Below are 22925 nucleotides of genomic sequence, written 5' to 3' on the forward strand. Positions count from 1 at the left end.
CCGCGCCCGGCGCTCAGAGCTTGGGGAGCGTCACGCCGCGCTGGCCCATGTATTTGCCGGCGCGCATGGCATAGCTCGTCTCGCACGGCTCGTTGCCCTGCAGGAACAGGAACTGGCAGGCGCCCTCGTTGGCGTAGATCTTGGCCGGGAGCGGGGTGGTGTTGGAGAATTCGAGCGTGACGTGTCCCTCCCACTCGGGTTCGAGCGGGGTGACGTTCACGATGATGCCGCAACGCGCATAGGTGCTCTTGCCCAGGCAAATCACCAGCACGTCGCGCGGGATGCGGAAGTATTCGACCGTGCGCGCCAGCGCGAAGGAATTGGGCGGGATGATGCAGACGTCGGTCTGCTTGTCGACGAAGCTGTTGGCGGCAAAGTCCTTCGGATCGACGATCGCGCTGTCGATGTTGGTGAAGATCTTGAACTCGTCCGCCACCCGCGCGTCGTAGCCGTAGGACGACAGACCGTAGCTGATCACCCCGTCGCGCTTTTGCGCCTCCACGAACGGCTCGATCATGCCGCTCCGCTTCGCTTCCTCGCGGATCCAGATGTCGGAGAGAATCGCCATGACCGAAGGATTTGCGGAGCGGGGGGCGCGGGGCAAGGCTCCGCTTGACTTATCCCCCGGCCAGCAGGCTCGCGTTGCCCCCGGCGGCGGTGGTGTCGATGGTGGTCACTCGCTCGGTCGCGAAGCGGGGGAGGTAGTGCGGGCCGCCGGCCTTGGGCCCGGTGCCCGACAGTCCTTCGCCGCCGAACGGCTGGCTGCCGACGACCGCGCCGATCTGGTTGCGGTTGACATAGAAGTTGCCGACCCTGGCCCGCGCCTCGACCAGCCGGCGCACGCTGTCGATCCGGCTGTGCAGGCCCAGCGTCAGTCCGAAGCCGGTGGCGTTGATCTGGTCAATGACCTTGTCGAGTTCGCCCGCCTTCCAGCGCACGACATGGAGGATCGGGCCGAAGTTTTCGCGCGCCAGATCGGCGATTGACCCGATTTCCACGATGGCCGGCGCGACGAACGTGCCCGATCGCGAGGAATCGGGCAGTTCACGTTGTGAAACGGCGCGATCCAAGCGCTTCATCGACGCGACGTGTGCATCGAGATCGGCCTTGGCCTGGGCGTCGATCACCGGGCCGACATCGGTCGATAGCTGGGCCGGATCGCCGATGGTCAGCGTCTCGAACCCGCCACGGATCATGGCCAGCACGCTGTCGGCAATGTCTTCCTGCAGGAACACGACGCGCAGCGCGCTGCACCGCTGCCCGGCGCTCTGGAAGGCGCTTGCCACCACGTCGCGGGTGACCTGCTCGGCCAGGGCCGAGCTGTCGACGATCAGCGCGTTCTGTCCGCCGGTCTCGGCGATCAGCGTCGCAATCGGCCCCTCGCGCGCGGCGAGCGTACGGTTGATGATGCGGGCCGTTTCGGTCGAGCCGGTGAAGGCCACCCCGGCGAGCCGGGGATCGCCGGTCAAGAGGGCGCCGACCTTCCCGTCGCCCGGCAACAACTGGAGCACGTCGCGCGGAATTCCCGCTTCGTGGCAAAGGCTCACGGCAAAGGCCGCGACCAGCGGGGTTTGCTCCGCCGGCTTCGCCAGCACGGCATTGCCCGCCGCCAGTGCGGCGGCGAACTGGCCGGTGAAGATCGCCAGCGGGAAATTCCACGGGCTGATCGTGGCGAAAACGCCGCGCCCATGGAGCCGCAGGTAGTTGTCCTCTCCGGTCGGTCCGGGAAGCGGCGTCGGGCGCGCGAAATGCGCGCGTGCCTCGGCGGCGTAATAGCGCAGGAAGTCGACCGCTTCGCGCACTTCGAGGACGGCATCGAGCAGGGTCTTGCCGGCTTCGCGCTGGCACAGGCTGAGCAGCTCCGGCGTGTGCGCCTCGTAGAGCCGTGCCGCCTCGTCGAGCAGTTCCGCGCGCGCCGCGCCGCCCAGCGAGTCCCAGCCCGGCTGGATGGCCTGCGCGGCGGCAAATGCCGTTTCGACTTCCTCGGCCGTTGCGTCGCGGCACTCGCCCACCTTCGTGCGGTCGGTGGGGGAGGTGACGGGCGAGGGATCGCCGCCGCCGCCGCTCGTCGGCGCGGCTGCCCACGATCTGCCTGCGAGGTCGGCGAGTTGCGCCAGCAGGGGCTCACGCACCAGCGGGTCGGCAAGGTCGACCCCGGCACTGTTGACGCGGCCGGGGAAGATGGCCGCCGGCAGCGGGATCGCGGGATTGCGCCGGGGAGACAGCGCCGCGAGATCCCTGACGGGGTCGGTCGTCAGTTCCGCCACCGGCACTTCGGCATCGGCCATCCGGTTGACGAAGCTGGAATTTGCCCCGTTCTCAAGCAGGCGACGCACCAGGTAGGCGAGCAGGTCCTTGTGGCCCCCGACCGGGGCATAGATGCGCACCCGCGTGGGGCGCTCTTCGCTTTCGGCGAGAACCTCGTAGACGTCCTCGCCCATGCCGTGCAGCCGCTGGAATTCGAACTCCCGCCCGGCGGCGAGCGCCTTGATCGCCCCGATCGTGTAGGCGTTGTGCGTGGCGAAGGCCGGGTAGATCACGTCCTCGGCATTGAGCAGCCGGCTGGCGCAAGCGAGGTAGGAAACGTCGGTCGCCACCTTGCGGGTGAACACCGGGTAGTCGGCAAACCCGCCGACCTGCGACAGCTTGATCTCGCTGTCCCAGTAGGCGCCCTTGACCAGCCTCACCATGATCCGCCGGTTGTAACGCCGGGCGAGCGCGACGACCCAGTCGACCAGCGGCACGGCGCGCTTCTGATAGGCTTGCAGGGCGAGGCCGAATCCTTCCCATCCGCCGGCGAACAGGGCGTCATCGGCGGCGAGAGCCTCGATGATGTCCATCGACAGTTCGAGCCGCTCGGCTTCCTCGGCATCGATCGTGAAGTGGATGTCCGCTTCGCGCGCCATCAGGGCGAGGTCGCGCACCATCGGGATCAGCGCCGCCTTCGCCGCTTCGGCATGGAAGAAGTCGTACCGGGGATAGAGTGCCGAGAGCTTGACCGAGATGCCCGGGCTCGCCTTGACGCCGCCCTTGGACTCTTTCGCTAGGCGCCTGATCGCCGCCTCGTAGCTGGCGCGATAGCGTTCGGCGTCGGCGAAGGTCATCGCCGCTTCGCCCAGCATGTCGAAGCTGTGCGCCAGGCCGGCCCGCCGCTCCGGCGCCGCGCGCTTTAGCGCCTCGTCGATCGTGCGCCCGAAGACGAACTGGCCGCCCAGGATGCGCATTGCCTGCAGGGTGGCCTGGCGGATGACCGGTTCGCCCATGCGGTTCATCGCGCGCTTGAGCGTCCGCGCCATGCCCGCGGCCTCCTTGCCGCGCAGCACTTCGCCGGTCAGCATGAGCGAGAAAGTCGCGGCGTTGACGAAGGTGGAGCTGCTTTCGCCCAGGTGCTCGCCCCAGTCGATACCCGCCAGCTTGTCGTGGATCAGCGCGTCCGCCGTCTCGGCGTCGGGCACGCGCAGCAGGGCTTCGGCAAGGCACATCAGGGCGATGCCTTCCTCGGTGGCGAGGCCGTAGCTCTGCAGGAAGGCGTCGAGCCCCGCCGCCTTGCGCCCACGGGCGCCTTCGATCAGCCGGGCGGCGAGTGCCGCGGCCTCGGGCTGCAGCGCGCTGGCGGCGGCCGCTTGGCGCAGGCGCTCCTCGATACAGGTTTCCTCTTCGAGGCGATATGCCTGGCGGAGCGCGGACCGGTCGATCATGCGCCGCCCCTGCACCCGGTTTCATCCGCAATCAAGTCAGGCGTCGGGCGCGACCCACTCGTAGCGAAACGCGTCGCCGTCGCGCCTCACGCGGCCTGCGCTGGTCCGGCGGAAATGGGCTGGAAAGCACAGCAGGTCGTCATCGGCGGCGCGGTCCATCGTACGCTTGCGGGTCTGGCTGGCGGCCGCGCCGTCCGTGTCGAATGCGAACGGCAGGTCATGGCGGATGAGCTGGACAGGATGGTGGATCACGTCGCCCCAGAACAGCGCCGGAGCGCCGCCCGCCTGGGCGCTGATCGTACAGCAACCGGGCGAATGGCCGAACGCCGGCTCCATCCACACGCCGTCGGCGATCTCGCCCACCGCCACGTGATCCTCGTCGACGATCTGTCCCTGCCCGGCTTCCATCACCGGCACGATCGAATCGAGGAAGCTTTCGAGATGCACCGCCTCGCTCTCGGGCTGCGCCTGGAAGTATTCGAAGTCCTTGCGGCCGAACAGGTACCGGGCGTTCTCGAAAGTCGGCACCCATTTGCCGTTGTCCAGCCGGGTGTTCCAGCCGACGTGGTCGAAGTGCAGGTGGGTGCACATCACCAGGTCGATATCGCCCGGTGCGAAGCCGGCACGGCGCAGATTGCCCAGGTAATCGGTCTGCAGGTTGTTCACCTCGGGGATCAGGCGATGCTTGTCGTTGCCGTCGCAGGTGTCGATCAGGATCGTCTGGCCATCGATCTCGATCACCCAGGAATGGACCGAGAAGGTCATCAGGCTGGTCTCGGGGTCGGCGTTGACCTCGTCGGGCTGGTCGTACCAGGTCAGCAGCCGCTCCATGTCCGCGCGGGTGACGCCGGGCAACTGGCCCAGCAAGGGCACGGGGCTGTCCATCTCGTGCACTTTGTGCACCCGCATCCGGCCCAACTCGATCGGTGTCATTGCTCTCTCCCTTGCGCTGTTCTACCGGGTCGCTGCAAATTTGGGAGGGTTAATGAGACAGGGAAGCGGCACGGCCGACCAGCAGATCCATGCCAACGGCACGGTGGCCGACGCGATCGCCGCGGTGCTCAAGCGCGAGGGTGTTGAAATCGTCTTCGGCTACCCCCGCAACCAGATCCTGGAAGCGGCCGCGCGGATCGACATCCGCACCGTGATCGTGCGGCAGGAACGCACCGGACTGCACATGGCCGACGCGGTCAGCCGGATGAGCAAGGGCGGCCAGATGGGCGTCTTCGTGATGCAGCAGGGCCCCGGCGCGGAAAACGCGATGGGCGGGGTGGCGCAGGCCTTTGCCGAAAGCGTCCCGGTGCTGGTCATGCCGCAAGGGTACGCCCTGTCGCAGATGCATGTGCCCTACAATTTCAACTCGGTGCGCTCGATGGCTACCTATGCCAAGCATGCCGAACCGCTGACGAGCGGCATGGACGTCGCCCCCGTCATGCGCCGCGCGTTTTCCATGCTGCGGAACGGGCGCCCCCAGCCGGTGGTCATCGAACTGCCCTACGACGTGCTCGACCGGCCGTACGAGGGCGCGCTCGACTATGCGCCGGGCAAGGTCGTGACCTCGCAGCCCGCGGCGGCGGAAATTGCGCAGGCCGTCGACGTCCTGCTCTCGGCCAAGAACCCCGCGATCTATGCCGGCCAGGGTATCCACTGGTCCGAAGCGTATGACGAACTGCGCGCGCTGGCCGAACATCTCGCGATCCCGGTGATGACCAGCCTGCCGGGCAAGAGCGCGTTCGACGAGACGCATCCGCTGGCGCTCGGATCGGGCGGCAACGGGATCAACGGGTGCGTGGCGAAATGGCTGGCCGATTGCGATGTGCTGTTCGGCATCGGCTGCTCGTTCACCGCCACGCCGTTCGGCCTCGCCATCCCGCAGGGCAAGCGGGTCATCCACGCGACATTGGACCCGCTCGACATCGACAAGAGCGTGCCCAGCGAGGTGGCGCTGGCGGGCGACGCGAAACTGACCCTCGCCGCCATGCTCGAAGAGGTGAAGCGGCGCGAACCGGCAGCGCGCGACAGTGCGCCGGTGGCCCGGGCGATCAAGGACTGCGAGCGCACGTGGCTTGCCAAGTGGGAAGCCAAGCGCAGCCAGGACACGGCGCCGCTTTCCCCTTACCGCGTCCTGCGCGACCTGTACGACACGGTCGATGTCGACAACACGATCATCACCCACGACGCAGGCAGCCCGCGCGACCAGCTCGTCCCGTTCTGGAAATCGACGACGCCGCACAGCTACATCGGCTGGGGCAAGTCGACCCAGCTGGGCTATGGGCTCGGGCTGGTGATGGGTGCCCGGCTGGTCGACCCGGATAAGCTGTGCATCAACGTCTGGGGCGACGCGGCGATCGGGTTCACCGGCACCGACCTGGAAACCGCCGCGCGCGACAACATCCCGATCCTGTCGATAGTGCTCAACAATCACGCGATGGCGATCGAACTGCCGATCATGCCGGTGGCGACAGAGAAGTACCGAGCGACCGATATCTCGGGCGACTACGCGCTCTTCGCCCGCTCGCTGGGTTGCCATGGGGAGCGCGTGACCGAAGCGGCCGAGATCGTACCCGCCTTGCAGCGGGCTCTCGCAGCGATCGAGCGTGGCCAGCCTGCGCTGGTCGAGTTCATCACCGAGCAGGAAACGCAGATCTCGAAGGGCTAAATGCGGGCAGTCGCGGCGGCGGCGCCGCGCTGCCGGGCCGTCACGCCGCCAGTGGCAGTTCTGCCAGGTCGTTGTCCGAAACGGCGCGCGCCCGCGCGTGGTCGGTATCGAACATCGCGGTGGTGAGCAGGAAGGCCAGGATGATCATCCCGAATTCGCCACCGTCCTCGATGAACGCCTCGGTATCGGTGCGCAGCAGCGTGTGCGGACCCCAGTCGGTCATGGCATCGACGACGATGCCGAAAAAAGCCGCGCCCGCGATGCAGCCGACGATCAGCAGCGATTGCAGGATCGGCCGGGGGCGCGACTGGCGCAGGGAAAGGGCCAGGCCCGTCAGCCAGACCACGCCGACGAAGCCGAACAGCAGCGGCTCGCCGAAGTAGTTGACGTCCATCGGCAGGTCGCTCGGCAGGACAGCGCCGAGGGCAGGGGCGATCCAGAAGCCGAACTGCTCGTGCCATTCGAGCGCGTTATCGGTCGCGAGGTAGGCGAACAGCAGCGCGTTCACCAGCAGGATCGGCGAGCGGTCGCGGCGCCACATCAGGAACAGCATCGTCGCCACCGCCGCCATCAGGGCGTATTCGAGGCACTCGCCGAAGCTCCAGTCCTGCGACAGGAAGAACTGCGCGGGCAAGCCCTGGCCGGTCACGTCGCCATACCGGCTGGCGACGTCGAGCCCGACGAGCACGCCGGCATAGGGCAGGATCAGCAGGGCGGCGCGGACGAGCGCGGGGGCGGCGAGGATCTCGCGAAGGAGGCCCGGCAGTTCGCGAACATAGGTTCCGAGGCGCACGACGATGTCCTTCCAAATGCGGCGCGGTCTGGGGAGGCCGCGTTCGAAGGGCATACGCTCCCGCGCTGAATTTGGCGGTTAACGCAGATGGTTTACATCGGACCCGGCCCGCGACGGGACAGTCGCGTCATTGCCCCTTAACATGGGCGGGTGTAGAGGCGCTGGCATGTCCTCGATACGCCCGTGGCGCGATATTGCGCGCCGCCAGTCCCGCCAGATCATGGTCGGCAACGTCCCCGTGGGGGGCGATGCGCCGATTACCGTGCAGACCATGACCAATACGCCCACCGAAGACGTGGGGGCGACGATCGACCAGATTCGCCGCTGCGAGGATGCCGGGGCGGACATCATCCGGGTCTCGTGCCCGACGGCGGAATCGACCGCGAACTTCGACCAGATCGTGAAGGCGAGCCGCATCCCGATCGTCGCCGACATCCATTTCCACTACAAGCGCGCATTGGAAGCGGCGGACGCGGGCGCCGCCTGCCTGCGCATCAACCCCGGCAACATTGGCTCCTCCGAACGGGTGGCCGAGGTGGTGCGAGCGGCGAAGGCCAACGGTTGCGCGATCCGCATCGGGGTCAATGCCGGAAGTCTCGAGAAGGACCTGCTCGAAAAATACGGCGAGCCCTGTCCCGAAGCCCTGGTCGAGAGCGCCCTCGACCATATCAAGCTGCTGCAGGACCACGATTTTCACGAATACAAGGTGGCCGTGAAGGCGAGCGACGTGTTCCTCGCCGTGGCCGCCTACATGGGCCTGGCCGATGCGGTGGATTGCCCGCTGCATCTGGGCATTACCGAGGCGGGCGGTCTTATCGGCGGGACCGTGAAATCGAGCATCGGCATCGGCAACCTGCTGTGGGCCGGGATCGGTGACACGATCCGCGTGTCGCTGAGCGCGGAGCCGGAACAGGAAGTGCGCGTCGGCTTCGAAATCCTCAAGAGCCTGGGGCTGCGCACCCGGGGCGTGCGCATCGTTTCGTGCCCCAGCTGCGCCCGGCAGGGCTTCGACGTGATCCGCACCGTCCAGGCACTGGAAGAGCGGCTGCAGCATATCAAGACCCCGCTTTCGCTCTCCGTCCTGGGCTGCGTGGTTAACGGGCCCGGCGAAGCACGCGAGACCGACATCGGGCTGACCGGTGGCGGCGCAGGCAAGCACATGGTCTATCTGTCCGGCGTGACCGACCATCACGTGCAGGACGCGCAGATGCTCGACCACATCGTCGACCTGGTCGAAGCCAAGGCCGCGGCGATCGAGGCCGAGATGAGCGACGCAGGCCAGGCGGAAGACCAGGCCGAGGCGGCGGAGTAGCCCTGCTCCACGTCGTCCATCACGCCGATTACATGGCCCCCAGGCCGCAGCGGGGGAGCTTTCGGTTCGACAAGTACAGGCTGGTCATGGTCGCCCTGCGCGAGGCCGGCTATCCGCTGACCGAGCACGCCCCCGAGCCGATGCCGCGCGAATGGCTCGAAGCGGTGCACGATCCGGACTATGTCGCGTCGGTTTTCACTCAGACCGTTCCGCCCGACAAGGAGCGGCGGATCGGCTTCCCGGTCACCGAGCACATCGCGCAGCGGGTCGCGCACACCAACGGCGGGACCTGGCTCGCGGCGCAACTGGCGATCCGCCACGGGTATGCCGCCAATTCGGCGGCCGGGAGCCATCATGCGCTGCACGACACCGGCGCGGGGTTTTGCGTGTTCAACGATCTCGCCGTCACGGCCAACAGGCTGATTGCCGAGGGCGCGGCGCGGCGCGTGCTGATCGTCGACTGCGACGTCCACCAGGGTGACGGCACCGCCAGCCTCATGGCCGGGCGCGAGGACGTGTTCACCCTGTCGCTCCATGCCGAAAAGAACTTCCCGGCCCGCAAGGCGCGCTCGTCGCTCGACGTGGCGCTGCCCGACGGAACCGGCGACGGGGCATACATGGCCGCGCTCGCTGCGCACCTGCCGCCCGCCATCGAGAGCTTCGCACCCGAGATCGTGCTTTACCAGGCCGGGGTGGATCCCCACGCGGACGACAAGCTCGGCCGGCTCGCACTAAGCGATGCCGGCCTCGCCGCGCGCGACACCTTCGTCGTGCATGAGGCGCGTCGCCGCGGGTTGCCGGTGGCGAGTGCGCTGGGCGGTGGATACGGCGACGATCCCCGCATCGTGGCAGGGCGCCACGCAGCCTCGATGATCGCCATGGCCCGCGCCAACGCCGATTTTACGCCGCGTTAAGGGCAGGCGCGATACCGTCGGCGCGATGAAAACGCTCGTTGCCGCCGTGTTGCTGACCGGGGCCGCCATCGGCTGGCTCGGACCGGACTTCAGCGCGCCTTCCGAGGTGGTGGCGCCGCACAAGCTCGATACGCCCGCCTCGACAGAACCGGCCACACCGAAGGCGCCCCAATGGTACGGAGGCGCCATGGTCCTCCAGCGCGAGGAGGACGGGCACTTCTACGCGCAAGTGCGGATCGACACGCGCGACTACCGGATGCTGGTCGATACCGGCGCGAGCATGGTCGCCCTGACGGGCGAGGACGCACGCGACCTGGGGCTGGACTGGAATCCCGACAAGCTCGAACCCGTGGCCCGGGGCGCCGGCGGCATCGTATACGGCGTGCCGATCGTCCTGCCCGAAGTGGCGGTGGGCGATTACGCGGTCAAGAACGTCGAAGCGGTGATCATTCCCGAGGGCCTGCCCTTTTCGCTGCTTGGCCAGTCTTTCCTCTCGCACATCGCCACCGTGCAGATGTCGGGCCCCACGCTCACCCTGGGCGGGTAGGCCCATGGGTGCGCCCGGACTTCTGCCCCGGCGCTGGCGAGACGGCGATACGTCGGTCGCCCTGCTGGAAGCCATCGCCGGCATTCTCGAGACGCCTCCGATCACGCCCTCCGAAAGTGGGCCGGCAATCTTCGCCGAGCTTGGTACGAAGCAGGTCCTCCCGCTGCTGCTGGCCGCAAAGAGCCTGTTTCGCCAGCTAGGCCGCGGGCGGTTCCTGCTGTGCGGGGAGCATTCGCTGACCGGGGCCGACAGGGCGATCCTGGCCCATCACCTCGGCGATCCGCAATTTCTGCCCGCCGAAGGGAGCGGGTTTCCCGCAGGGCTCCCCTGGCACGCATTGATCGCCGCCCTTGGCGCGCGGCGCGGCGAATATTGCCTCGTGCTTTCGCCCGGCACGGTGACGCTCGGCGCCCTGCCGCAAGTGGAACAGGCGATGGCGGCAAACCGAAGCCTCGCCAGCACGGCGTTGCCGGGGGCGCTGCTGGGATTTTCCGCGGGCGGGCCGACGGCGCCGGAGCCGGAGCGGTTCGTCGCCGCTCTGGGCGAGGATCGTTTGGCTGTTGCGCAGCAACGCCTGCTCATGGCGCGCGAAATAGCGCCCGTCAGTCTGGGCGACGACTGCGCGCTGGTGGATGGCGGCGACCTGGCGACAAGCTGCGCGGCGATTGCGGCGCTCGGATGAGGCGCTCGCGACATTCAGCGCCGGCACAGGAAAAACCTGCTACGGAGCGCTCATGACATTCAGCACCGACCGGCGGACTTTCCTGGGCCGTGCGGCCGCGGCGGCGGGCGTGCTCGCCCTGCCCGCGCAAGCACGAGCGGCCAGCGCCCGCGATGAGCAGATTTTCGCGATTGCCAAGCGCGAGCTCGAACGGGCCGGCGCCGTTCTGTGGCGGCGCGACATCGTGGGCATCGCGGATTTCGCCGCGCATTCCGCGACCCCGCGGTTTCATTTCGCCAACCTCGAAGCCGGAACGGTCACCAGTTTCCGCGTGGCCCACGGCACGGGTTCGGACCCGGAGCACGACGGGATGCTCAACTGGTTTTCGAACGAGAACGGGTCGAACGCGACGAGCCGCGGCGCCTACGTGTCATGGGAATGGTATGTCGGGCGCTACGGCACTTCGATCCGCCTCGGCGGGCTCGACCCGGACAATTCCAATACCCTCGACCGCGCGATCGTGATGCACGCGGCCGATTATGCCAAGCCCGAGCACGTCGACCGTTGGGGCCGGCTCGGCCGCTCCAACGGCTGCCTGGCGATGGCGCCGGACGATTTCCGCTGGGCGCTGACCCAGCTGTCCGGCGGCCGGCTGATCTACGCCGATCGGCTCAACCTGGCGTGATCTAACGGCGCCCGGCCGGCGTCCACGGTGAGACCGTGTAGTAGGGCGCCTGGTAGAACGAGGCGATCACGGCCGAGATGCATCCGTCGTTGACCTTGAAGGCTTCGAGCAAACCCCATGACTGCGGTTCCTGGAAGGTCGCCTTCGTGGGCGTTCCGTCGGTCAGGTTGTAGGTGTCCAGCACCCCCTTGTGATCGATGAAGCCGCGGCCCAGGGCGATCTGGCGCGCTTCGTCGACGAAGATGATCTCGCGCCGCACGCGGTCGTTGAAGGCGTATCTGCCCGACTTGAAGCCGCCGAGGATGTCGGTGAACAGCATCATGTTTTCCCACCGCGTCGCCTCGGGCTTGAAGCAGGTGCCGCGGATCTCCCCGTCGTTCTTCTGCAGCGTGTCGAAATAGCCGTTGGCGTGGGCGATCAGAGCGTCGCGGTTCACGCGCTCGCTTTCCGGGACGACGGTATCGATCAGCGGATCGAGCGTGAATTTGGCGATCGGGCCGATCGGGGTCGGCGGGCTCGACAGGTTGCGCGCCGTCGAGATGATGTGCTCCGCCTCGGAAATCCGGCCGCCGGCTAGCTTGAGCCGCACGCCGAGGAAGCCCTCCACCGCGCGCTGGCGAATGGGCATGAAGATCACGGCTTGCTGAGTGGTGGGGTCGGACAGCGTGAGCACGGGGCCGGGCGCTTCGGTCACGGTGTCCCACGTTCCGTCGGGGAACGGCATCTCGACGTTGTTTTCGGTGTAGCGAACCTGCGGAGCGAAGGGCGCCTTTGCCGGGTCGTGGGCGAGATAGGCGGCGCGATAGGCGTCGGCCGCGGCTTCCAGGCAGGCCTTGTCGCAATTGCCGACGGCATCCTGCGCACTTGCGCCGGTGCAACCGGCGAGAACCAGCGCGGCGAGCGCTCCCAACGTGATCCGCATTTCCCTCTCCTCCAAGAACCTCAGGCTACCGTGGCGCCGGGCAATTCTTCCGCGTCCCACCAATAGCCGTGAACCTGCGTGGCGGAGCGGAACGGCAGGTAGACCCGCCCCACCTCGCCGTCGCCGAGCCGCCGCGCGTCGGCGATGACCAGTTCGGTGCGCATTTCCGCTAGGTTGCTCGCCGTGCCGATCAGGTAGCCGTCGCCTTCCTCGGTCGAACCGCGGCGCGGCACGAAGGTGCATTCCTGCAGGCTGTGCGTGTCGCCCGCGAAGAAGCTGTCCATCGCGCCGGTTTCGAAGTCGAAGCGGGCGTAGCTGTTCGTCACCCGGCCCTGCAGGTTCCCGCCCCGCGCCTCGTTGAAGGACTTTGAGGGGTCGGCCCACGGCGCGAAGCCATAGCGCTGCCGCAGGCTGGTGAAGCGGTGGTCGACCTTGACGAGATCCACCACAGGCATGGGGAAAAGGGTCTCTTCCTCCCAGGTATCCTTCTTCGATGACAGATCGAAGGTATACTTGCGAACAAAGGCCACGGCCTTCTGCGGCTCCCACGGGCTGCCGTCCACGTTGGGGAAGAACGGGAAGAAATTGCCGTTCCAGAACGGCGCGTAGAGGGTGACCTTGTCGCCGTCGGAATGGGCGTTGAACACGTGCATCAGGCAGCGTTCCGGGCCGTGGAACCAGCGTATGTCCTTCGCGTCGCCGTTGCGCGGAAGGATGCCGATCATGCTGGGTTTCGCCTTGTCCCAGCCCCAGTGAATCTTGCCGGCCTGCAGGCGCTCCATGCTGGTCACATATCCGCCGAACGGGAAGATGACGTGGTCCTGGGTCAGCGCGAAATCGTGGATCACCGAGACGTAGGGGACCTTGAGCCGCACCTCGCGCGTGACCTCGCCGGTCTTGCTGACCGTGTAGAGGAACAGATCGTCGCTCGCCGGGCCGGTCGCCTCGTAACCGAACGCCACCATCTCGCCGGTGACGGGATCGATCTTGGGGTGGGCGGTGAACGTGCGGCCGCGCCATTTGCCGCCGAAATCGTGCGGCCCGATCGTTTCGAGGGACAGGGGATCGATCTCGTAAGGGAGCGCATCTTCCTTCAGCGTGAAGAGCTTGCCCGCATGGACGAGCGGCGCGGTGTTCGAGACGGTCGCGTCGAGCCCGCGCACGTCTTCCTCGTGCGTAAAGGGATTGCGGTAATAGCCGAACTTCTGCCGCCCGGCGGCGAGGTTCGCCTCGAACCGCGGGGTGCGCACGAAGCGGCCCTGGTAAGCGACCTTCCCGTCCTTGAAGCGGAAGCGGCTGATGTACCCGTCGGTATGCAGCGGCGCATCGTCGGGAAACTTGGGTGGATAGAACCACTCCCCGCCGACGCGGACGAAATGGCCGTCCATGTCCGCCGGGATCGTGCCCGACGTTTCGCAATCGGCGATTTCGCCCTCGAACCGCTGGGCGGCAAAGAAGCCCTGGTTCTGCGGCCCTGCGAAGCGTGCGACCATTTCCCCTACCTCTCCCAAAATTCAAATCGGCCTAGAGCCACAGCCCGGCCATGCGCAAATCCTGCGGCGAAAGGGCGGCAATGCCCGCGCCGCCGCGATGACCGGGTGGCGAATGCCATTCCGGCAGGCTTCCCCCGGGATCGACCATCGGCGCATCGGCGAAGAAAGTCAGCACCGGGCGCGGGTTTCGCACGGCGATTGCCGGGATCGGCAGGGTGGCCAGCACCCCGCCGATCAGAATGCTGCGCCGGTCGCAGTTCACGCCGCTTCCAGCGCCTTGCTCTTGGCGAGGCCGATATCCTCGCTGCGGGCGAAGTTGCCGTGCAGTCCGAAACGCAGGCGGATCGGCACGTTGATCGTGGCGACGGGGCCCTTCTCGATATCCAGCGCGTCGAACAGCAGCAGGTCGCTGCGGTGCTCTTCCAGCCGGTTGCAGACCATCACGATCCACCCGTCTCCCTCGGCCGCGTTTGCGCTGCGCGGGATGAAGCACGGTTCCTGCAGGCTGGAGACCGGGCCGCACCACCAGTGCTGCTCCGTGCCCGTTTCCAGGTCCTTCAGGAACAGGCAGTTCATCAGCGCACCCCCGGCGCTGCCGCCCTTGAGTTCGACCGGGCGGCGCATGTCCATTTCCAGGAACCAGCCGTAGCGGTTGCGGCGCCCGGTGTAGCGGTCGTCGATGCGGGGGAACTCGGCGGCGGTATCGGTCAGCTTCTCGACCGCGTCGAACTGCTCGCCGTTGCTCGCCAGATCGACGGTCCAGTCGCTCAGGAAGCTCATCGCCTCCATCCCGTTGAAGGGTTCGCCGTGCATGTCGGGGAAGAAGGGGAACATGTTGTTCTTCGCCTCGCACGTCAGGAAGTGGACTTTCGTCCCTTCCTGCCAGGCGTTCAGCACGTGGCTGGCGAAGCAGTTGTCCCGTTTGAACCAGCGGATGTCCTCGTCCCGCAGATCGTCGCGCCGGGGGATGACGCCAAGGTAGACCGGGCGCGTGGTGTCGAACATGAAGGCCGGCTTGCCCTGTTCCAGCTGTTCCCAGCTCCCGGTCGAGGGGACGATGTGCAGCACGAGGTAATCGGGCGTGATCGCGAAATCGTGCATCATGCAGTAGTAGGGGACCTTGAACCACTTCTCGCGCACGAGCTCGCCGTCCGGGCTGACTTCGTAGTAGGCCACGTCGTCGGTGTGCATTCCGCTCGCCGCGTAGCCGATGGCGACCATGTTGCCGGTGTCCGGGTCGATCTTGGGGTGGGCGGTGAAGGTCTCCCCGGTCATCTTGCCACCGAATTTCTCGAACCCGACGGTCTCCATCGTCGCGGGGTCCATGACCAGCGCGGGGCTGTCTTCCTTCAGGGCCCACAGCTTCCCGCCATAGAGCCAGGCGTTGGTGTTGGCGGTCGAGCGGATGCGGCCCTTGACGCTCTCGTCATCGGTCAGCGGGTTGCGATAGGCGCCGAACAGCGCCTTCCCGGCGGCCTTCTCCAGCTTCCACTTGTCGGTGTGCGCCCAGCGCTGGCGAAAGTCGCACTGGCCGTCATGGAAGTGGAAGCGGGTGATCATCCCGTCGCCGTTGAAGGCGATGTCGTCACCCAGCCGCGGCGGGAACTGCGGATCGGGCTGGACGCGGAAGAACGCGCCGTCGAGCTCGGGCGGGATGGTGCCGGTGTGCTGCAGATCGGCGATATCCGCCTCGATCCTGCTCGGCGTGTTGAAGCCCGTGAAACTCGGGCTGTCGGGAAACTGGGCCATGGTTGCGAGTCCTCTCTCCTTGCGCCGAATTGTATGCTTCACTAACAATTGCGCAAGAGAGGGGATGGCCGAGAATGCCGACGGCGGCTTTGACCGAGGACAATGACGACGACATCGGCGGGATTGCCGACATCGTCGGCTTCCATATCCGCCTGGCCCAGGCGGCGGTCTATCGCCACTTCACCGAAACCTTCACCGATCTCGACCTCACGCAGAAGCAGGTCAGCGTGCTGTGGCTGGTCCACGATCACGCGGGCATGAGCCAGATCGAAGTGGGCAAGCGCCTGCGGATGGACCGTGCCACCACGATGACCATAGTGAACCGCCTGCAGGACCGCGACTTTTTGCGGCGCGAACGATCGGCAAGCGACGGCCGCAAGCAGGCCCTCTACCTGACCGATCAGGGCAGGGCCGCGCTGGCCGGCGCCAAATCGTGCATCGCCGAACACGAAGCCTGGCTGAAAAGCCGCTTCAGTTCGGACGAAGTCAAGAAACTGGTGGAAATGCTCGCGCGAATCCACGAATGATCGACCCTTCCAGGGAGAGGAACTGAAACGAATGGCCGGACCTGCCACGGGCTCCAACCCGATTTCCGTGATCAACGACACGCCGATGCATGCCCGGCAGTGGCTGGTGGTCATTCTGATGGTGCTGCTCAACGCGCTCGACGGGTTCGACGTGCTGTCGAGCGCCTTCGCCGCGCCTGGCATTTCGGCCGAATGGGGCATCGAGCGCGCCGCGCTGGGCGTGGTCCTGTCGGCCGAACTGGTCGGCATGGGCTTCGGTTCGGTCCTGCTGGGCGGCGCGGCCGACAAGTTCGGGCGCAAGAACACGATGATGGTCTGCCTGGTCTTCATGGCGGCGGGCATGTGGATGGCCGGCCACGCGAACGGCGTGACGCCGATGGTGGCCTTCCGCTTCATCACCGGTATCGGCATCGGCGGCATGCTGGCGGCAACCAACGCGGTCACCGCGGAAAGCACCAACACCAAGTGGCGAAAGGCGGCGATCGCCGTCTACGTGGCGGGCTATCCGCTGGGCGCCATCATCGGCGGGATCGCGGCGTCCGAATGGCTGCTCGATGCCTATGGCTGGCGCGGCGTGTTCGATTTCGGCGCCATCGTCACCGCGGCGCTCATTCCCATCCTGTGGTTCACCGTGCCGGAAACCGCGGCATACCATGCGACCAAGGGCAACCTCGACGGCGTGAACAAGACGCTGCATGCGTTCGGGAAGCCGCCGGTCGACAGCCTGCCCGTGGGAGCGGTCGGGGCGACCAAGCCCAAGGTCACCGACATCCTGTCCAACCCGCGGCTGCGCCCGGTCACGCTGCTGCTGGCGTTCGGCTACATGTTCCACACGATCACCTTCTATTACATCCTCAAGTTCGCGGTGCAGATTGTGGCCGATTACCCGCCGGGATATCCGCCCAGCGATGCGGCCACGGTGCTGACCTGGGCCAACGTCGGCGGCTTTTTGGGCAGCGCGCTGTTCGGCTTCGTGATGGCCCGGTTCGGCATCCGCTGGCCGACCGCGCTGGCGCTGCTGCTCGGCTCGATCGCCGTCGCGGCCTTCGGCCTGGGGCGCGAGACGCTGTCGGGCTGGCAGTGGGCGACGGTCATCACCGGCTTCTTCACCAATGCCGCGATCAGCGGATACTATGCGGCGTTCGCCCGCGGCTTCCCGGCCTATGCCCGGGCGACCGGAACGGGCTTCGTGCTCGGCGTCGGCCGCCTCGGCGCAGCGGGCAGTCCGCTGATCGCCGGCGGGCTGTTCACGCTGCTCGGGAATTCGGAGCTGCTGACCGTCTCGATCATCATGGCCATGGGCTCGATCGCGTCGCTCCTGCTGTTCCTGAAGCTGCCGGAGCGTGACGGCGACGACCTCGTAAACGAAGAACGGGCGGCCTGACCGCCGCGGAAGCTGGAGTACTGCCGACAATGAAGACCCGTGCCGCCGTTGCCTTTGCCCCCAAGCAGCCGCTCGAGATCGTGGAACTCGATCTCGAGGGGCCGAAGGCGGGCGAAGTGCTCGTCGAGATCATGGCGACCGGCATCTGCCATACCGACGCCTACACGCTCGAGGGGCTCGACAGCGAAGGCATCTTTCCCTCGGTGCTCGGCCACGAGGGCGCGGGCGTGGTGCGCGAAGTCGGGGCGGGGGTGACCAGCGTCAGGCCGGGCGACCACGTGATCCCGCTCTACACGCCCGAATGCCGCCAGTGTAAGTCGTGCCTGTCGGGCAAGACCAACCTGTGCACCGCGATCCGCGCGACGCAGGGCAAGGGACTGATGCCCGACGGGACGAGCCGCTTCTCCTACAAGGGGGAGACGATCTTCCACTACATGGGCTGTTCGACGTTCTCGAACTTCACCGTGCTGCCGGAAATCGCCGTGGCGAAGATCCGCGAGGACGCGCCGTTCAAGACCAGTTGCTACATCGGCTGCGGCGTGACCACCGGCGTGGGGGCGGTAACCAATACCGCCAAGGTGCAGGTCGGCGACAACGTGGTGGTGTTCGGGCTCGGCGGGATCGGCCTCAACGTCATCCAGGGCGCGAAGCTTGCCGGCGCGAACAAGATCATCGGCGTCGACATCAATCCCGCGCGCGAGGAGTGGGGCCGCAGGTTCGGCATGACGGATTTCGTCAACACCACGGGGATGAATCGCGACACAATCGTCGCCAGGATCGTCGAGATGACCGACGGAGGGGCCGACTACACCTTCGACTGCACCGGCAACACCGAAGTCATGCGCACCGCGCTCGAAGCCTGCCATCGCGGCTGGGGCACCTCGATCATCATCGGCGTGGCCGAAGCGGGCAAGGAAATCGCCACCCGGCCGTTCCAGCTGGTGACCGGCCGCAACTGGCGCGGGACGGCGTTCGGCGGCGCCAAGGGGCGGACCGATGTGCCCAAGATCGTCGACTGGTACATGGACGGGAAGATCGAGATCGATCCGATGATCACCCACGTCCTGAGCCTGGAAGAGATCAACAAGGGCTTCGACCTGATGCACGCGGGCGAATCCATCCGCTCCGTCGTGGTATACTGACGACAGAATCGGACTTTCAGACTTTCACAAGTCCGAAAGTTTCGTCTATGTGATAAGCAACCGCAGCGCGCGGACGATTCCGCACGCCGCCGGAGAGGAGAAGAGGCCATGTTCAATCACGTCTTTCTGGGCACCAACGACATCGAGAAATCGCGCAGCTTCTACGACAGGGTCATGGGCGCGCTCGGCTTCGAAGGGCATCCGCTGCCGCACGGCACCGTCTATCCCAGCGCCGAAGGCTCGTTCATCGTGGCCAAGCCGGCCGATGGCCAGGACGCGACGGTTTCCAACGGTCACACGCTCGGCCTGAAGGCGAAGAGCTATGACGAGGTCGACGCCTGGCACCAGGCCGGGCTCGAGGCCGGCGGTACCGACGAAGGCGCGCCCGGCTTCCGTGCCGCCAGCCCGGGCAACATGTACGGCGCCTACCTGCGCGATCCCGACGGGCACAAGATCTGCGTGTTCACCCCCAACGTGGGTGACCGGTAACGGCCATGTTCACCCATGTGAGGGTCGGCAGCAAGGATCCGGCCGCGTCGATAGCCTTCTACGACGCGGCCTTCGCCGGCCTGGGCATCACCGGGCAGTACAAGGGCGATATCCACGCCATGTACGGGTCGCATGAAACCGGCATGTTCATGGTCGGCCCGCCGGCCGACGGCGAGGCGACCCATGCCAATGGCGGAACGATCGGCTTTCAGGCGAAGGACCGCGCCGCGGTCGACGCATGGTATGCCGGGGGCATGGCGAACGGGGGCACCGACGAAGGTCCTCCCGGCGAACGCCCCTATGCAGACCCGCCGATCTACGGCGCCTATATGCGCGACCCTGCAGGCAACAAGCTTTGCGCGTTCTGCCCGCCGGGCGTGTGACCGGACGCGGATCGCCATGCCTGTCGCCACGTCGCTGATCCTGTTCGCCTGCTGGTGGCTGCCCGTGCTCCTGCTGGCGCTGGCGCTCAGGGCGAGCCGGCAGACGACGCTGGACTGGCGCTGGTTCGGCTTCGCGGCGCTCGCCTATGCGCTCTATTCGCTGGCCGGGTACTGGACCCTGCCCGAAGGTGTGGGACAGATGCCCGCCGAAGCCCGCTGGTACAGCCGGTCGGCGCAACTCGCCACGGGAGCGGCCCTGATCGCGCTTGCCTGGGGGCGGCACCCGCTGCTGACCCGCCAGGGGCTGGGGCTGGTCGCGCGCCAGGCGCCCGGGACGCTGGTGTGGTCGATCGGGGGTATCGCGCTGCTGGCGCTGATTGGTACGCTTCCGGGCGGTTTCGATCCGGCCGCAGCCGACCCCCCGCAAGGGGCTTTCGGCTGGGTCTATCATCTAACCCTGCCCGGCATCGAGGAAGAGGTGATGTATCGCGGTCTGCTTCTCTCCGCCCTGGCGGTCGCGCTCGGCGGGACGGGGAAGGCGCTGGCCTGGGCGGCGGTCATGAGCACGATCGTCTTCGCCCTCGCCCACGGGATATTTCCCAACGGGGCGGGGATCGGCTTCAACCCCCTCCTGCTCGCGCTGACCGCGGTCGCGGGGACGATCCTGGCCATCATGCGGCTCAAGAGCGGCAGCCTGCTGGCGCCGATGGTCGGCCACAATTTCATCGGCCTTACCGGCCGGCTCGCCTGAGAGGATAGAATGGAACGGGTCAGTCAATCGAAGTGCTTCGGCGGCTCGCAGGGGGTCTACACCCACCAGAGCGCCGAGACGGGCACGCCGATGACCTTCCAGGTCTTCCTCCCCGACCACCGCGCCGGGGAGAAGCTGCCCGTGTTGTGGTGGCTCTCGGGCCTGACCTGCACGCACGAAAACGCGATGATCAAGTGCCACTATCATCGCGCCTGCGCCGAAAACGGCATCGCGCTGATCGGGCCCGATACCTCGCCGCGGGGCGATGATGTGCCCGATGACGAGGCGTACGATTTCGGCAAGGGCGCGGGCTTCTATGTCGATGCGACGCAGGATCCCTGGGCCGCCAGTTTCCGCATGCGCAGCTATGTCGAGCGTGAACTGCCGGCACTGATCGAAGCGGAGTTCCCGATGCTGGACATGGCGCGCCAGGGAATCTCGGGCCATTCGATGGGCGGCCACGGTGCGCTTACCGTCTCGCTGCGCAATCCCGGGCGGTTCGCCTCCACCAGCGCATTCGCGCCGATCGTCAGCCCGCTCAACTGCCCGTGGGGCGAAAAGGCGCTGACCGGCTATCTCGGAGGCGACCGCGCGGCATGGCGCGAGTACGATGCCTGCGCGCTGATCGAAGACGGTGCGCGGCTGCCCGACCTGCTGGTCGATCAGGGCACCGCCGACCAGTTCCTCGACGATCAGCTAAAGACACGCTTGCTGGACGAGGCGTGCCGCAAGGCGGATATGCCCGCCACGATCCGGATGCAGGAAGGCTACGATCACTCGTACTTCTTCGTATCCACCTTCATCGACGACCATGTGAAGTGGCACGCGGAGAGGCTGAAGTGAGTTCCAAGTCGGAAAAGATCGGCGCGATAATCGCCGAACATCACCATCGCGAAGGGCCGTTGCTGCCCATCCTGCACGCCGTGCAGGATGAGTTCGGCTGCGTCGACGAGGAGAGCGAGGCGCTGATCGCCAAGGGGCTCAACCTGAGCCGCGCCGACGTGCACGGGGTGGTCAGCTTCTACCACGATTACTCGACCAAGCCCGAACCGCGCCCCGTCGTGCAGATCTGCCGGGCCGAGGCGTGCAAGGCGCGCGGTGTCGAAGAACTGATGGACGGCGCGCGGGCGGCGGCCGGTGACCGGGTCAAGCTGCACACCGTCTATTGCCTGGGCCTGTGCAGCCAGGGGCCGGCGGCGCGCGTGGGCGACCGGCTTCACGCCAGGCTCGACGGGCCGAGGCTCGAAGCGATCATCGGAGGCGTGTCATGACCCTGGTGAGGATTTCCGACGACGCGCTGGCGCGGGCGCTGGGCGCCGACGAACTGGCCACGGCCTTCGAGAGCAGGGGCTGCGAGGTGCACCGCGTGTCGAGCTGGGGCATGCAGTGGCTCGAGCCGATGGTGGCGATCGACGGCAAGGGCTGGGGCCCTGCCACGCTGGAGGATGTCGACGACATCCTGGAAGGCGGCGCGGCCGAGATCGCCATCGGCACGATCGAGGACCACCCGTTCATCGCCCGGCAGCAGCGGCTCACGTTCGCCCGGGCGGGCAAGACCCGGCCGACCAGCATGGACGACTACACCGCCACGGGCGGCTGGCAGGGTCTGACCCGAGCGCGCACGATCGGCGGGGCGCAGATCATCGAAGAGGTTACCCGATCCGGCCTGCGCGGGCGCGGCGGAGCGGGTTTCCCCGCAGGCATCAAGTGGAAGACCGTGGCGGGCGCCGCGGCGCCGCAGAAGTACATCGTCTGCAATGCCGACGAAGGCGACAGCGCGACCTTCGCCGACCGCATGGTCATGGAAGGCGATCCCTTCCAGCTCCTCGAGGGCATGGCCATCGCGGGCGCGGCCGTGGGGGCGGACCAAGGCTACATCTACATCCGCAGCGAGTATCCGGATGCCATCCGGAAGTTGAACCAGGCGCTCGAACTGTGCCGCGACACCATTGCCCCGTTCCGCTGCGAAGTGCGGGTCGGCGCGGGAGCATACGTCTGCGGCGAAGAGACCTCGCTGCTCAACTCGCTCGAGGGCAAGCGCGGCGAAGTTCGCGCGAAGCCGCCGCTTCCGGCGCTCGAGGGCCTGTTCGGCATGCCGACGGTGGTCAACAACGTGCTTACGCTGGCGGCCGTGCCCCACATCCTGGCCGAAGGCGGGGCGGGACATTACGAGGGGCTCGGCATGGGCCGCTCCAAGGGCACGATGCCGATCCAGCTCGCCGGCAACATCAAGCACGGCGGGCTATTCGAGGTGGCGTTCGGCATCTCGCTGGGTGAACTGGTCCACGAAATCGGCGGGGGAACCGAGAGCGGGCGGCCGGTCAAGGCGGTGCAGGTGGGCGGGCCGCTCGGCGCCTATCTCCATCCCGACCAGTTCGACATCGAGTTCGACTACGAAGCCTATACCGCGGCCGACGCGCTGATCGGGCATGGCGGGATCACGGTGTTCGACGATACCGCCGACATGGGCGCGATGGCGCGCTTCGCGATGGAGTTCTGCGCCGCCGAAAGCTGCGGCAAGTGCACCCCGTGCCGGATCGGCTCGGTGCGCGGGGTCGAGATCATCGACCGCATCCGCGCCGGCGGCCGCACGCCCGACATCATCGAGCGGGCGCCGCAGATGCACAACGCCCCGCGCCACGGCCGCAGCGCGGGCGACGAGATCGCCCTGCTGACCGACCTGTGCGACACGATGAAATTCGGCAGCCTGTGCGCGCTGGGCGGCTTCACGCCCTATCCGGTGATGAGCGCGCTCAAGCACTGGCCGGAAGATTTCATCGGCGGCGAGACCCTTCCTGCCGAGGCGGCGGAATAGG

23 protein-coding genes are annotated in these 22925 nt (G+C 67.1%); 15 read left to right on the plus strand and 8 right to left on the minus strand.

Going from position 1 to position 22925, the window contains the following annotated elements:
• Positions 1–13: 13 nt before the first annotated feature.
• From dcd to ACWPMZ_RS13330, 3 genes are read right to left on the minus strand one after another with little or no spacing between them, the layout of a single operon-like run.
• Positions 14–568: a dCTP deaminase gene (dcd, locus tag ACWPMZ_RS13320; RefSeq protein WP_455704545.1), complete on the minus strand. Its 555-nt coding sequence runs from the start codon at positions 566–568 to the stop codon at positions 14–16.
• Between the two features lie 49 nt (positions 569–617).
• The gene (gene putA, locus ACWPMZ_RS13325; protein ID WP_455704546.1) at positions 618–3698 is read right to left on the minus strand and encodes a bifunctional proline dehydrogenase/L-glutamate gamma-semialdehyde dehydrogenase PutA; all 3081 of its coding nucleotides are present in this window, start codon (positions 3696–3698) and stop codon (positions 618–620) included.
• Between the two features lie 36 nt (positions 3699–3734).
• Complete coding sequence (locus ACWPMZ_RS13330; protein WP_455704547.1) at positions 3735–4631, minus strand: MBL fold metallo-hydrolase; 897 nt, start codon at positions 4629–4631, stop codon at positions 3735–3737.
• Positions 4632–4683: 52 nt separating this feature from the next.
• Between ACWPMZ_RS13330 and ACWPMZ_RS13335 the strand changes: the two genes are divergently transcribed.
• On the plus strand, positions 4684–6357 hold the full coding sequence (locus ACWPMZ_RS13335; protein WP_455704548.1) for a thiamine pyrophosphate-requiring protein: 1674 nt from the start codon (positions 4684–4686) through the stop codon (positions 6355–6357).
• A gap of 40 nt (positions 6358–6397) precedes the next feature.
• Here the strand turns inward: ACWPMZ_RS13335 and ACWPMZ_RS13340 are convergent, their stop codons facing one another.
• Positions 6398–7150 (minus strand): hypothetical protein, encoded by a 753-nt coding sequence (locus ACWPMZ_RS13340; protein ID WP_455704549.1) that lies wholly within the window; start codon positions 7148–7150, stop codon positions 6398–6400.
• 166 nt (positions 7151–7316) lie between these two features.
• Between ACWPMZ_RS13340 and ispG the strand changes: the two genes are divergently transcribed.
• The 5 genes from ispG to ACWPMZ_RS13365 are packed head-to-tail and all read left to right on the plus strand — an operon-like array spanning position 7317 to position 11269.
• The gene (ispG, locus tag ACWPMZ_RS13345) at positions 7317–8462 is read left to right on the plus strand and encodes a flavodoxin-dependent (E)-4-hydroxy-3-methylbut-2-enyl-diphosphate synthase (RefSeq protein ID WP_455704550.1); all 1146 of its coding nucleotides are present in this window, start codon (positions 7317–7319) and stop codon (positions 8460–8462) included.
• Positions 8463–8494: 32 nt separating this feature from the next.
• A complete protein-coding gene (locus ACWPMZ_RS13350; protein WP_455704551.1) occupies positions 8495–9376 on the plus strand; it encodes a histone deacetylase family protein in 882 nt (293 codons plus the stop codon).
• A gap of 25 nt (positions 9377–9401) precedes the next feature.
• Entirely contained in the window at positions 9402–9923 is a 522-nt protein-coding gene (locus ACWPMZ_RS13355) for a retropepsin-like aspartic protease family protein (RefSeq protein ID WP_455704552.1), read from the plus strand.
• 4 nt (positions 9924–9927) lie between these two features.
• Positions 9928–10605: a hypothetical protein gene (locus tag ACWPMZ_RS13360; RefSeq protein WP_455704553.1), complete on the plus strand. Its 678-nt coding sequence runs from the start codon at positions 9928–9930 to the stop codon at positions 10603–10605.
• A 52-nt stretch (positions 10606–10657) separates the two neighbouring features.
• A complete protein-coding gene (locus tag ACWPMZ_RS13365; RefSeq protein ID WP_455704554.1) occupies positions 10658–11269 on the plus strand; it encodes a murein L,D-transpeptidase catalytic domain-containing protein in 612 nt (203 codons plus the stop codon).
• Between the two features lies 1 nt (position 11270).
• Here the strand turns inward: ACWPMZ_RS13365 and ACWPMZ_RS13370 are convergent, their stop codons facing one another.
• Genes ACWPMZ_RS13370 through ACWPMZ_RS13385 form a run of 4 tightly spaced genes read right to left on the minus strand, consistent with a single transcriptional unit; the run spans position 11271 to position 15433 of the window.
• Entirely contained in the window at positions 11271–12191 is a 921-nt protein-coding gene (locus ACWPMZ_RS13370) for a hypothetical protein (protein WP_455704555.1), read from the minus strand.
• A gap of 20 nt (positions 12192–12211) precedes the next feature.
• Complete coding sequence (locus tag ACWPMZ_RS13375) at positions 12212–13684, minus strand: carotenoid oxygenase family protein (protein WP_455704556.1); 1473 nt, start codon at positions 13682–13684, stop codon at positions 12212–12214.
• A gap of 31 nt (positions 13685–13715) precedes the next feature.
• Positions 13716–13946 (minus strand): hypothetical protein, encoded by a 231-nt coding sequence (locus ACWPMZ_RS13380; RefSeq protein ID WP_455704557.1) that lies wholly within the window; start codon positions 13944–13946, stop codon positions 13716–13718.
• Positions 13943–15433 carry a carotenoid oxygenase family protein gene (locus tag ACWPMZ_RS13385; RefSeq protein ID WP_455704558.1) on the minus strand — a complete coding sequence of 497 codons (1491 nt, stop codon included), beginning with the start codon at positions 15431–15433 and terminating at the stop codon, positions 13943–13945. The genes ACWPMZ_RS13380 and ACWPMZ_RS13385 overlap by 4 nt, the downstream gene beginning before the upstream one ends.
• 74 nt (positions 15434–15507) lie before the next feature.
• Here ACWPMZ_RS13385 and ACWPMZ_RS13390 point away from each other — a divergent pair, with 74 nt between their 5' ends.
• The 9 genes from ACWPMZ_RS13390 (at position 15508) to ACWPMZ_RS13430 (ending at position 22924) form a co-directional block, all read left to right on the plus strand.
• On the plus strand, positions 15508–15960 hold the full coding sequence (locus ACWPMZ_RS13390) for a MarR family winged helix-turn-helix transcriptional regulator (RefSeq protein ID WP_455704559.1): 453 nt from the start codon (positions 15508–15510) through the stop codon (positions 15958–15960).
• A gap of 31 nt (positions 15961–15991) precedes the next feature.
• A complete protein-coding gene (locus ACWPMZ_RS13395; RefSeq protein WP_455704560.1) occupies positions 15992–17344 on the plus strand; it encodes an MFS transporter in 1353 nt (450 codons plus the stop codon).
• A gap of 29 nt (positions 17345–17373) precedes the next feature.
• Entirely contained in the window at positions 17374–18486 is a 1113-nt protein-coding gene (locus ACWPMZ_RS13400; protein WP_455704561.1) for an S-(hydroxymethyl)glutathione dehydrogenase/class III alcohol dehydrogenase, read from the plus strand.
• A 108-nt stretch (positions 18487–18594) separates the two neighbouring features.
• On the plus strand, positions 18595–18975 hold the full coding sequence (locus tag ACWPMZ_RS13405) for a VOC family protein (protein WP_455704562.1): 381 nt from the start codon (positions 18595–18597) through the stop codon (positions 18973–18975).
• Between the two features lie 5 nt (positions 18976–18980).
• A complete protein-coding gene (locus tag ACWPMZ_RS13410) occupies positions 18981–19358 on the plus strand; it encodes a VOC family protein (protein ID WP_455704563.1) in 378 nt (125 codons plus the stop codon).
• A gap of 16 nt (positions 19359–19374) precedes the next feature.
• Positions 19375–20109, plus strand: coding sequence for a CPBP family glutamic-type intramembrane protease (locus ACWPMZ_RS13415; RefSeq protein WP_455704564.1), 735 nt, complete (start codon positions 19375–19377; stop codon positions 20107–20109).
• A 9-nt stretch (positions 20110–20118) separates the two neighbouring features.
• Positions 20119–20952: an S-formylglutathione hydrolase gene (gene fghA, locus ACWPMZ_RS13420; RefSeq protein WP_455704565.1), complete on the plus strand. Its 834-nt coding sequence runs from the start codon at positions 20119–20121 to the stop codon at positions 20950–20952.
• Complete coding sequence (locus ACWPMZ_RS13425; protein ID WP_455704566.1) at positions 20949–21380, plus strand: NAD(P)H-dependent oxidoreductase subunit E; 432 nt, start codon at positions 20949–20951, stop codon at positions 21378–21380. The genes fghA and ACWPMZ_RS13425 overlap by 4 nt, the downstream gene beginning before the upstream one ends.
• On the plus strand, positions 21377–22924 hold the full coding sequence (locus tag ACWPMZ_RS13430; RefSeq protein WP_455704567.1) for an NADH-ubiquinone oxidoreductase-F iron-sulfur binding region domain-containing protein: 1548 nt from the start codon (positions 21377–21379) through the stop codon (positions 22922–22924). Before ACWPMZ_RS13425 ends, ACWPMZ_RS13430 begins: the two co-directional genes overlap by 4 nt.
• The last annotated feature ends 1 nt before the right edge of the window (position 22925 follow it).

The sequence above is a fragment of the Tsuneonella sp. HG222 genome, assembly GCF_053819185.1.

Excerpts from the sequence above, each read along its gene's own strand:
- ACWPMZ_RS13395 (WP_455704560.1), top strand. The coding sequence starts at position 15,992 with ATGGCCGGACCTGCCACGGGCTCCAACCCGATTTCCGTGATCAACGAC.
- ACWPMZ_RS13360 (WP_455704553.1), top strand. The coding sequence starts at position 9,928 with ATGGGTGCGCCCGGACTTCTGCCCCGGCGCTGGCGAGACGGCGATACG.
- ACWPMZ_RS13335 (WP_455704548.1), top strand. The coding sequence starts at position 4,684 with ATGAGACAGGGAAGCGGCACGGCCGACCAGCAGATCCATGCCAACGGC.
- ispG (WP_455704550.1), top strand. The coding sequence starts at position 7,317 with ATGTCCTCGATACGCCCGTGGCGCGATATTGCGCGCCGCCAGTCCCGC.
- ACWPMZ_RS13365 (WP_455704554.1), top strand. The coding sequence starts at position 10,658 with ATGACATTCAGCACCGACCGGCGGACTTTCCTGGGCCGTGCGGCCGCG.
- ACWPMZ_RS13405 (WP_455704562.1), top strand. The coding sequence starts at position 18,595 with ATGTTCAATCACGTCTTTCTGGGCACCAACGACATCGAGAAATCGCGC.
- ACWPMZ_RS13430 (WP_455704567.1), top strand. The coding sequence starts at position 21,377 with ATGACCCTGGTGAGGATTTCCGACGACGCGCTGGCGCGGGCGCTGGGC.
- dcd (WP_455704545.1), bottom strand. The coding sequence starts at position 568 with ATGGCGATTCTCTCCGACATCTGGATCCGCGAGGAAGCGAAGCGGAGC.
- ACWPMZ_RS13330 (WP_455704547.1), bottom strand. The coding sequence starts at position 4,631 with ATGACACCGATCGAGTTGGGCCGGATGCGGGTGCACAAAGTGCACGAG.
- fghA (WP_455704565.1), top strand. The coding sequence starts at position 20,119 with ATGGAACGGGTCAGTCAATCGAAGTGCTTCGGCGGCTCGCAGGGGGTC.
- ACWPMZ_RS13400 (WP_455704561.1), top strand. The coding sequence starts at position 17,374 with ATGAAGACCCGTGCCGCCGTTGCCTTTGCCCCCAAGCAGCCGCTCGAG.
- ACWPMZ_RS13355 (WP_455704552.1), top strand. The coding sequence starts at position 9,402 with ATGAAAACGCTCGTTGCCGCCGTGTTGCTGACCGGGGCCGCCATCGGC.
- ACWPMZ_RS13390 (WP_455704559.1), top strand. The coding sequence starts at position 15,508 with ATGCCGACGGCGGCTTTGACCGAGGACAATGACGACGACATCGGCGGG.
- ACWPMZ_RS13350 (WP_455704551.1), top strand. The coding sequence starts at position 8,495 with ATGGCCCCCAGGCCGCAGCGGGGGAGCTTTCGGTTCGACAAGTACAGG.
- ACWPMZ_RS13410 (WP_455704563.1), top strand. The coding sequence starts at position 18,981 with ATGTTCACCCATGTGAGGGTCGGCAGCAAGGATCCGGCCGCGTCGATA.
- ACWPMZ_RS13370 (WP_455704555.1), bottom strand. The coding sequence starts at position 12,191 with ATGCGGATCACGTTGGGAGCGCTCGCCGCGCTGGTTCTCGCCGGTTGC.
- ACWPMZ_RS13415 (WP_455704564.1), top strand. The coding sequence starts at position 19,375 with ATGCCTGTCGCCACGTCGCTGATCCTGTTCGCCTGCTGGTGGCTGCCC.
- ACWPMZ_RS13385 (WP_455704558.1), bottom strand. The coding sequence starts at position 15,433 with ATGGCCCAGTTTCCCGACAGCCCGAGTTTCACGGGCTTCAACACGCCG.
- putA (WP_455704546.1), bottom strand. The coding sequence starts at position 3,698 with ATGATCGACCGGTCCGCGCTCCGCCAGGCATATCGCCTCGAAGAGGAA.
- ACWPMZ_RS13375 (WP_455704556.1), bottom strand. The coding sequence starts at position 13,684 with ATGGTCGCACGCTTCGCAGGGCCGCAGAACCAGGGCTTCTTTGCCGCC.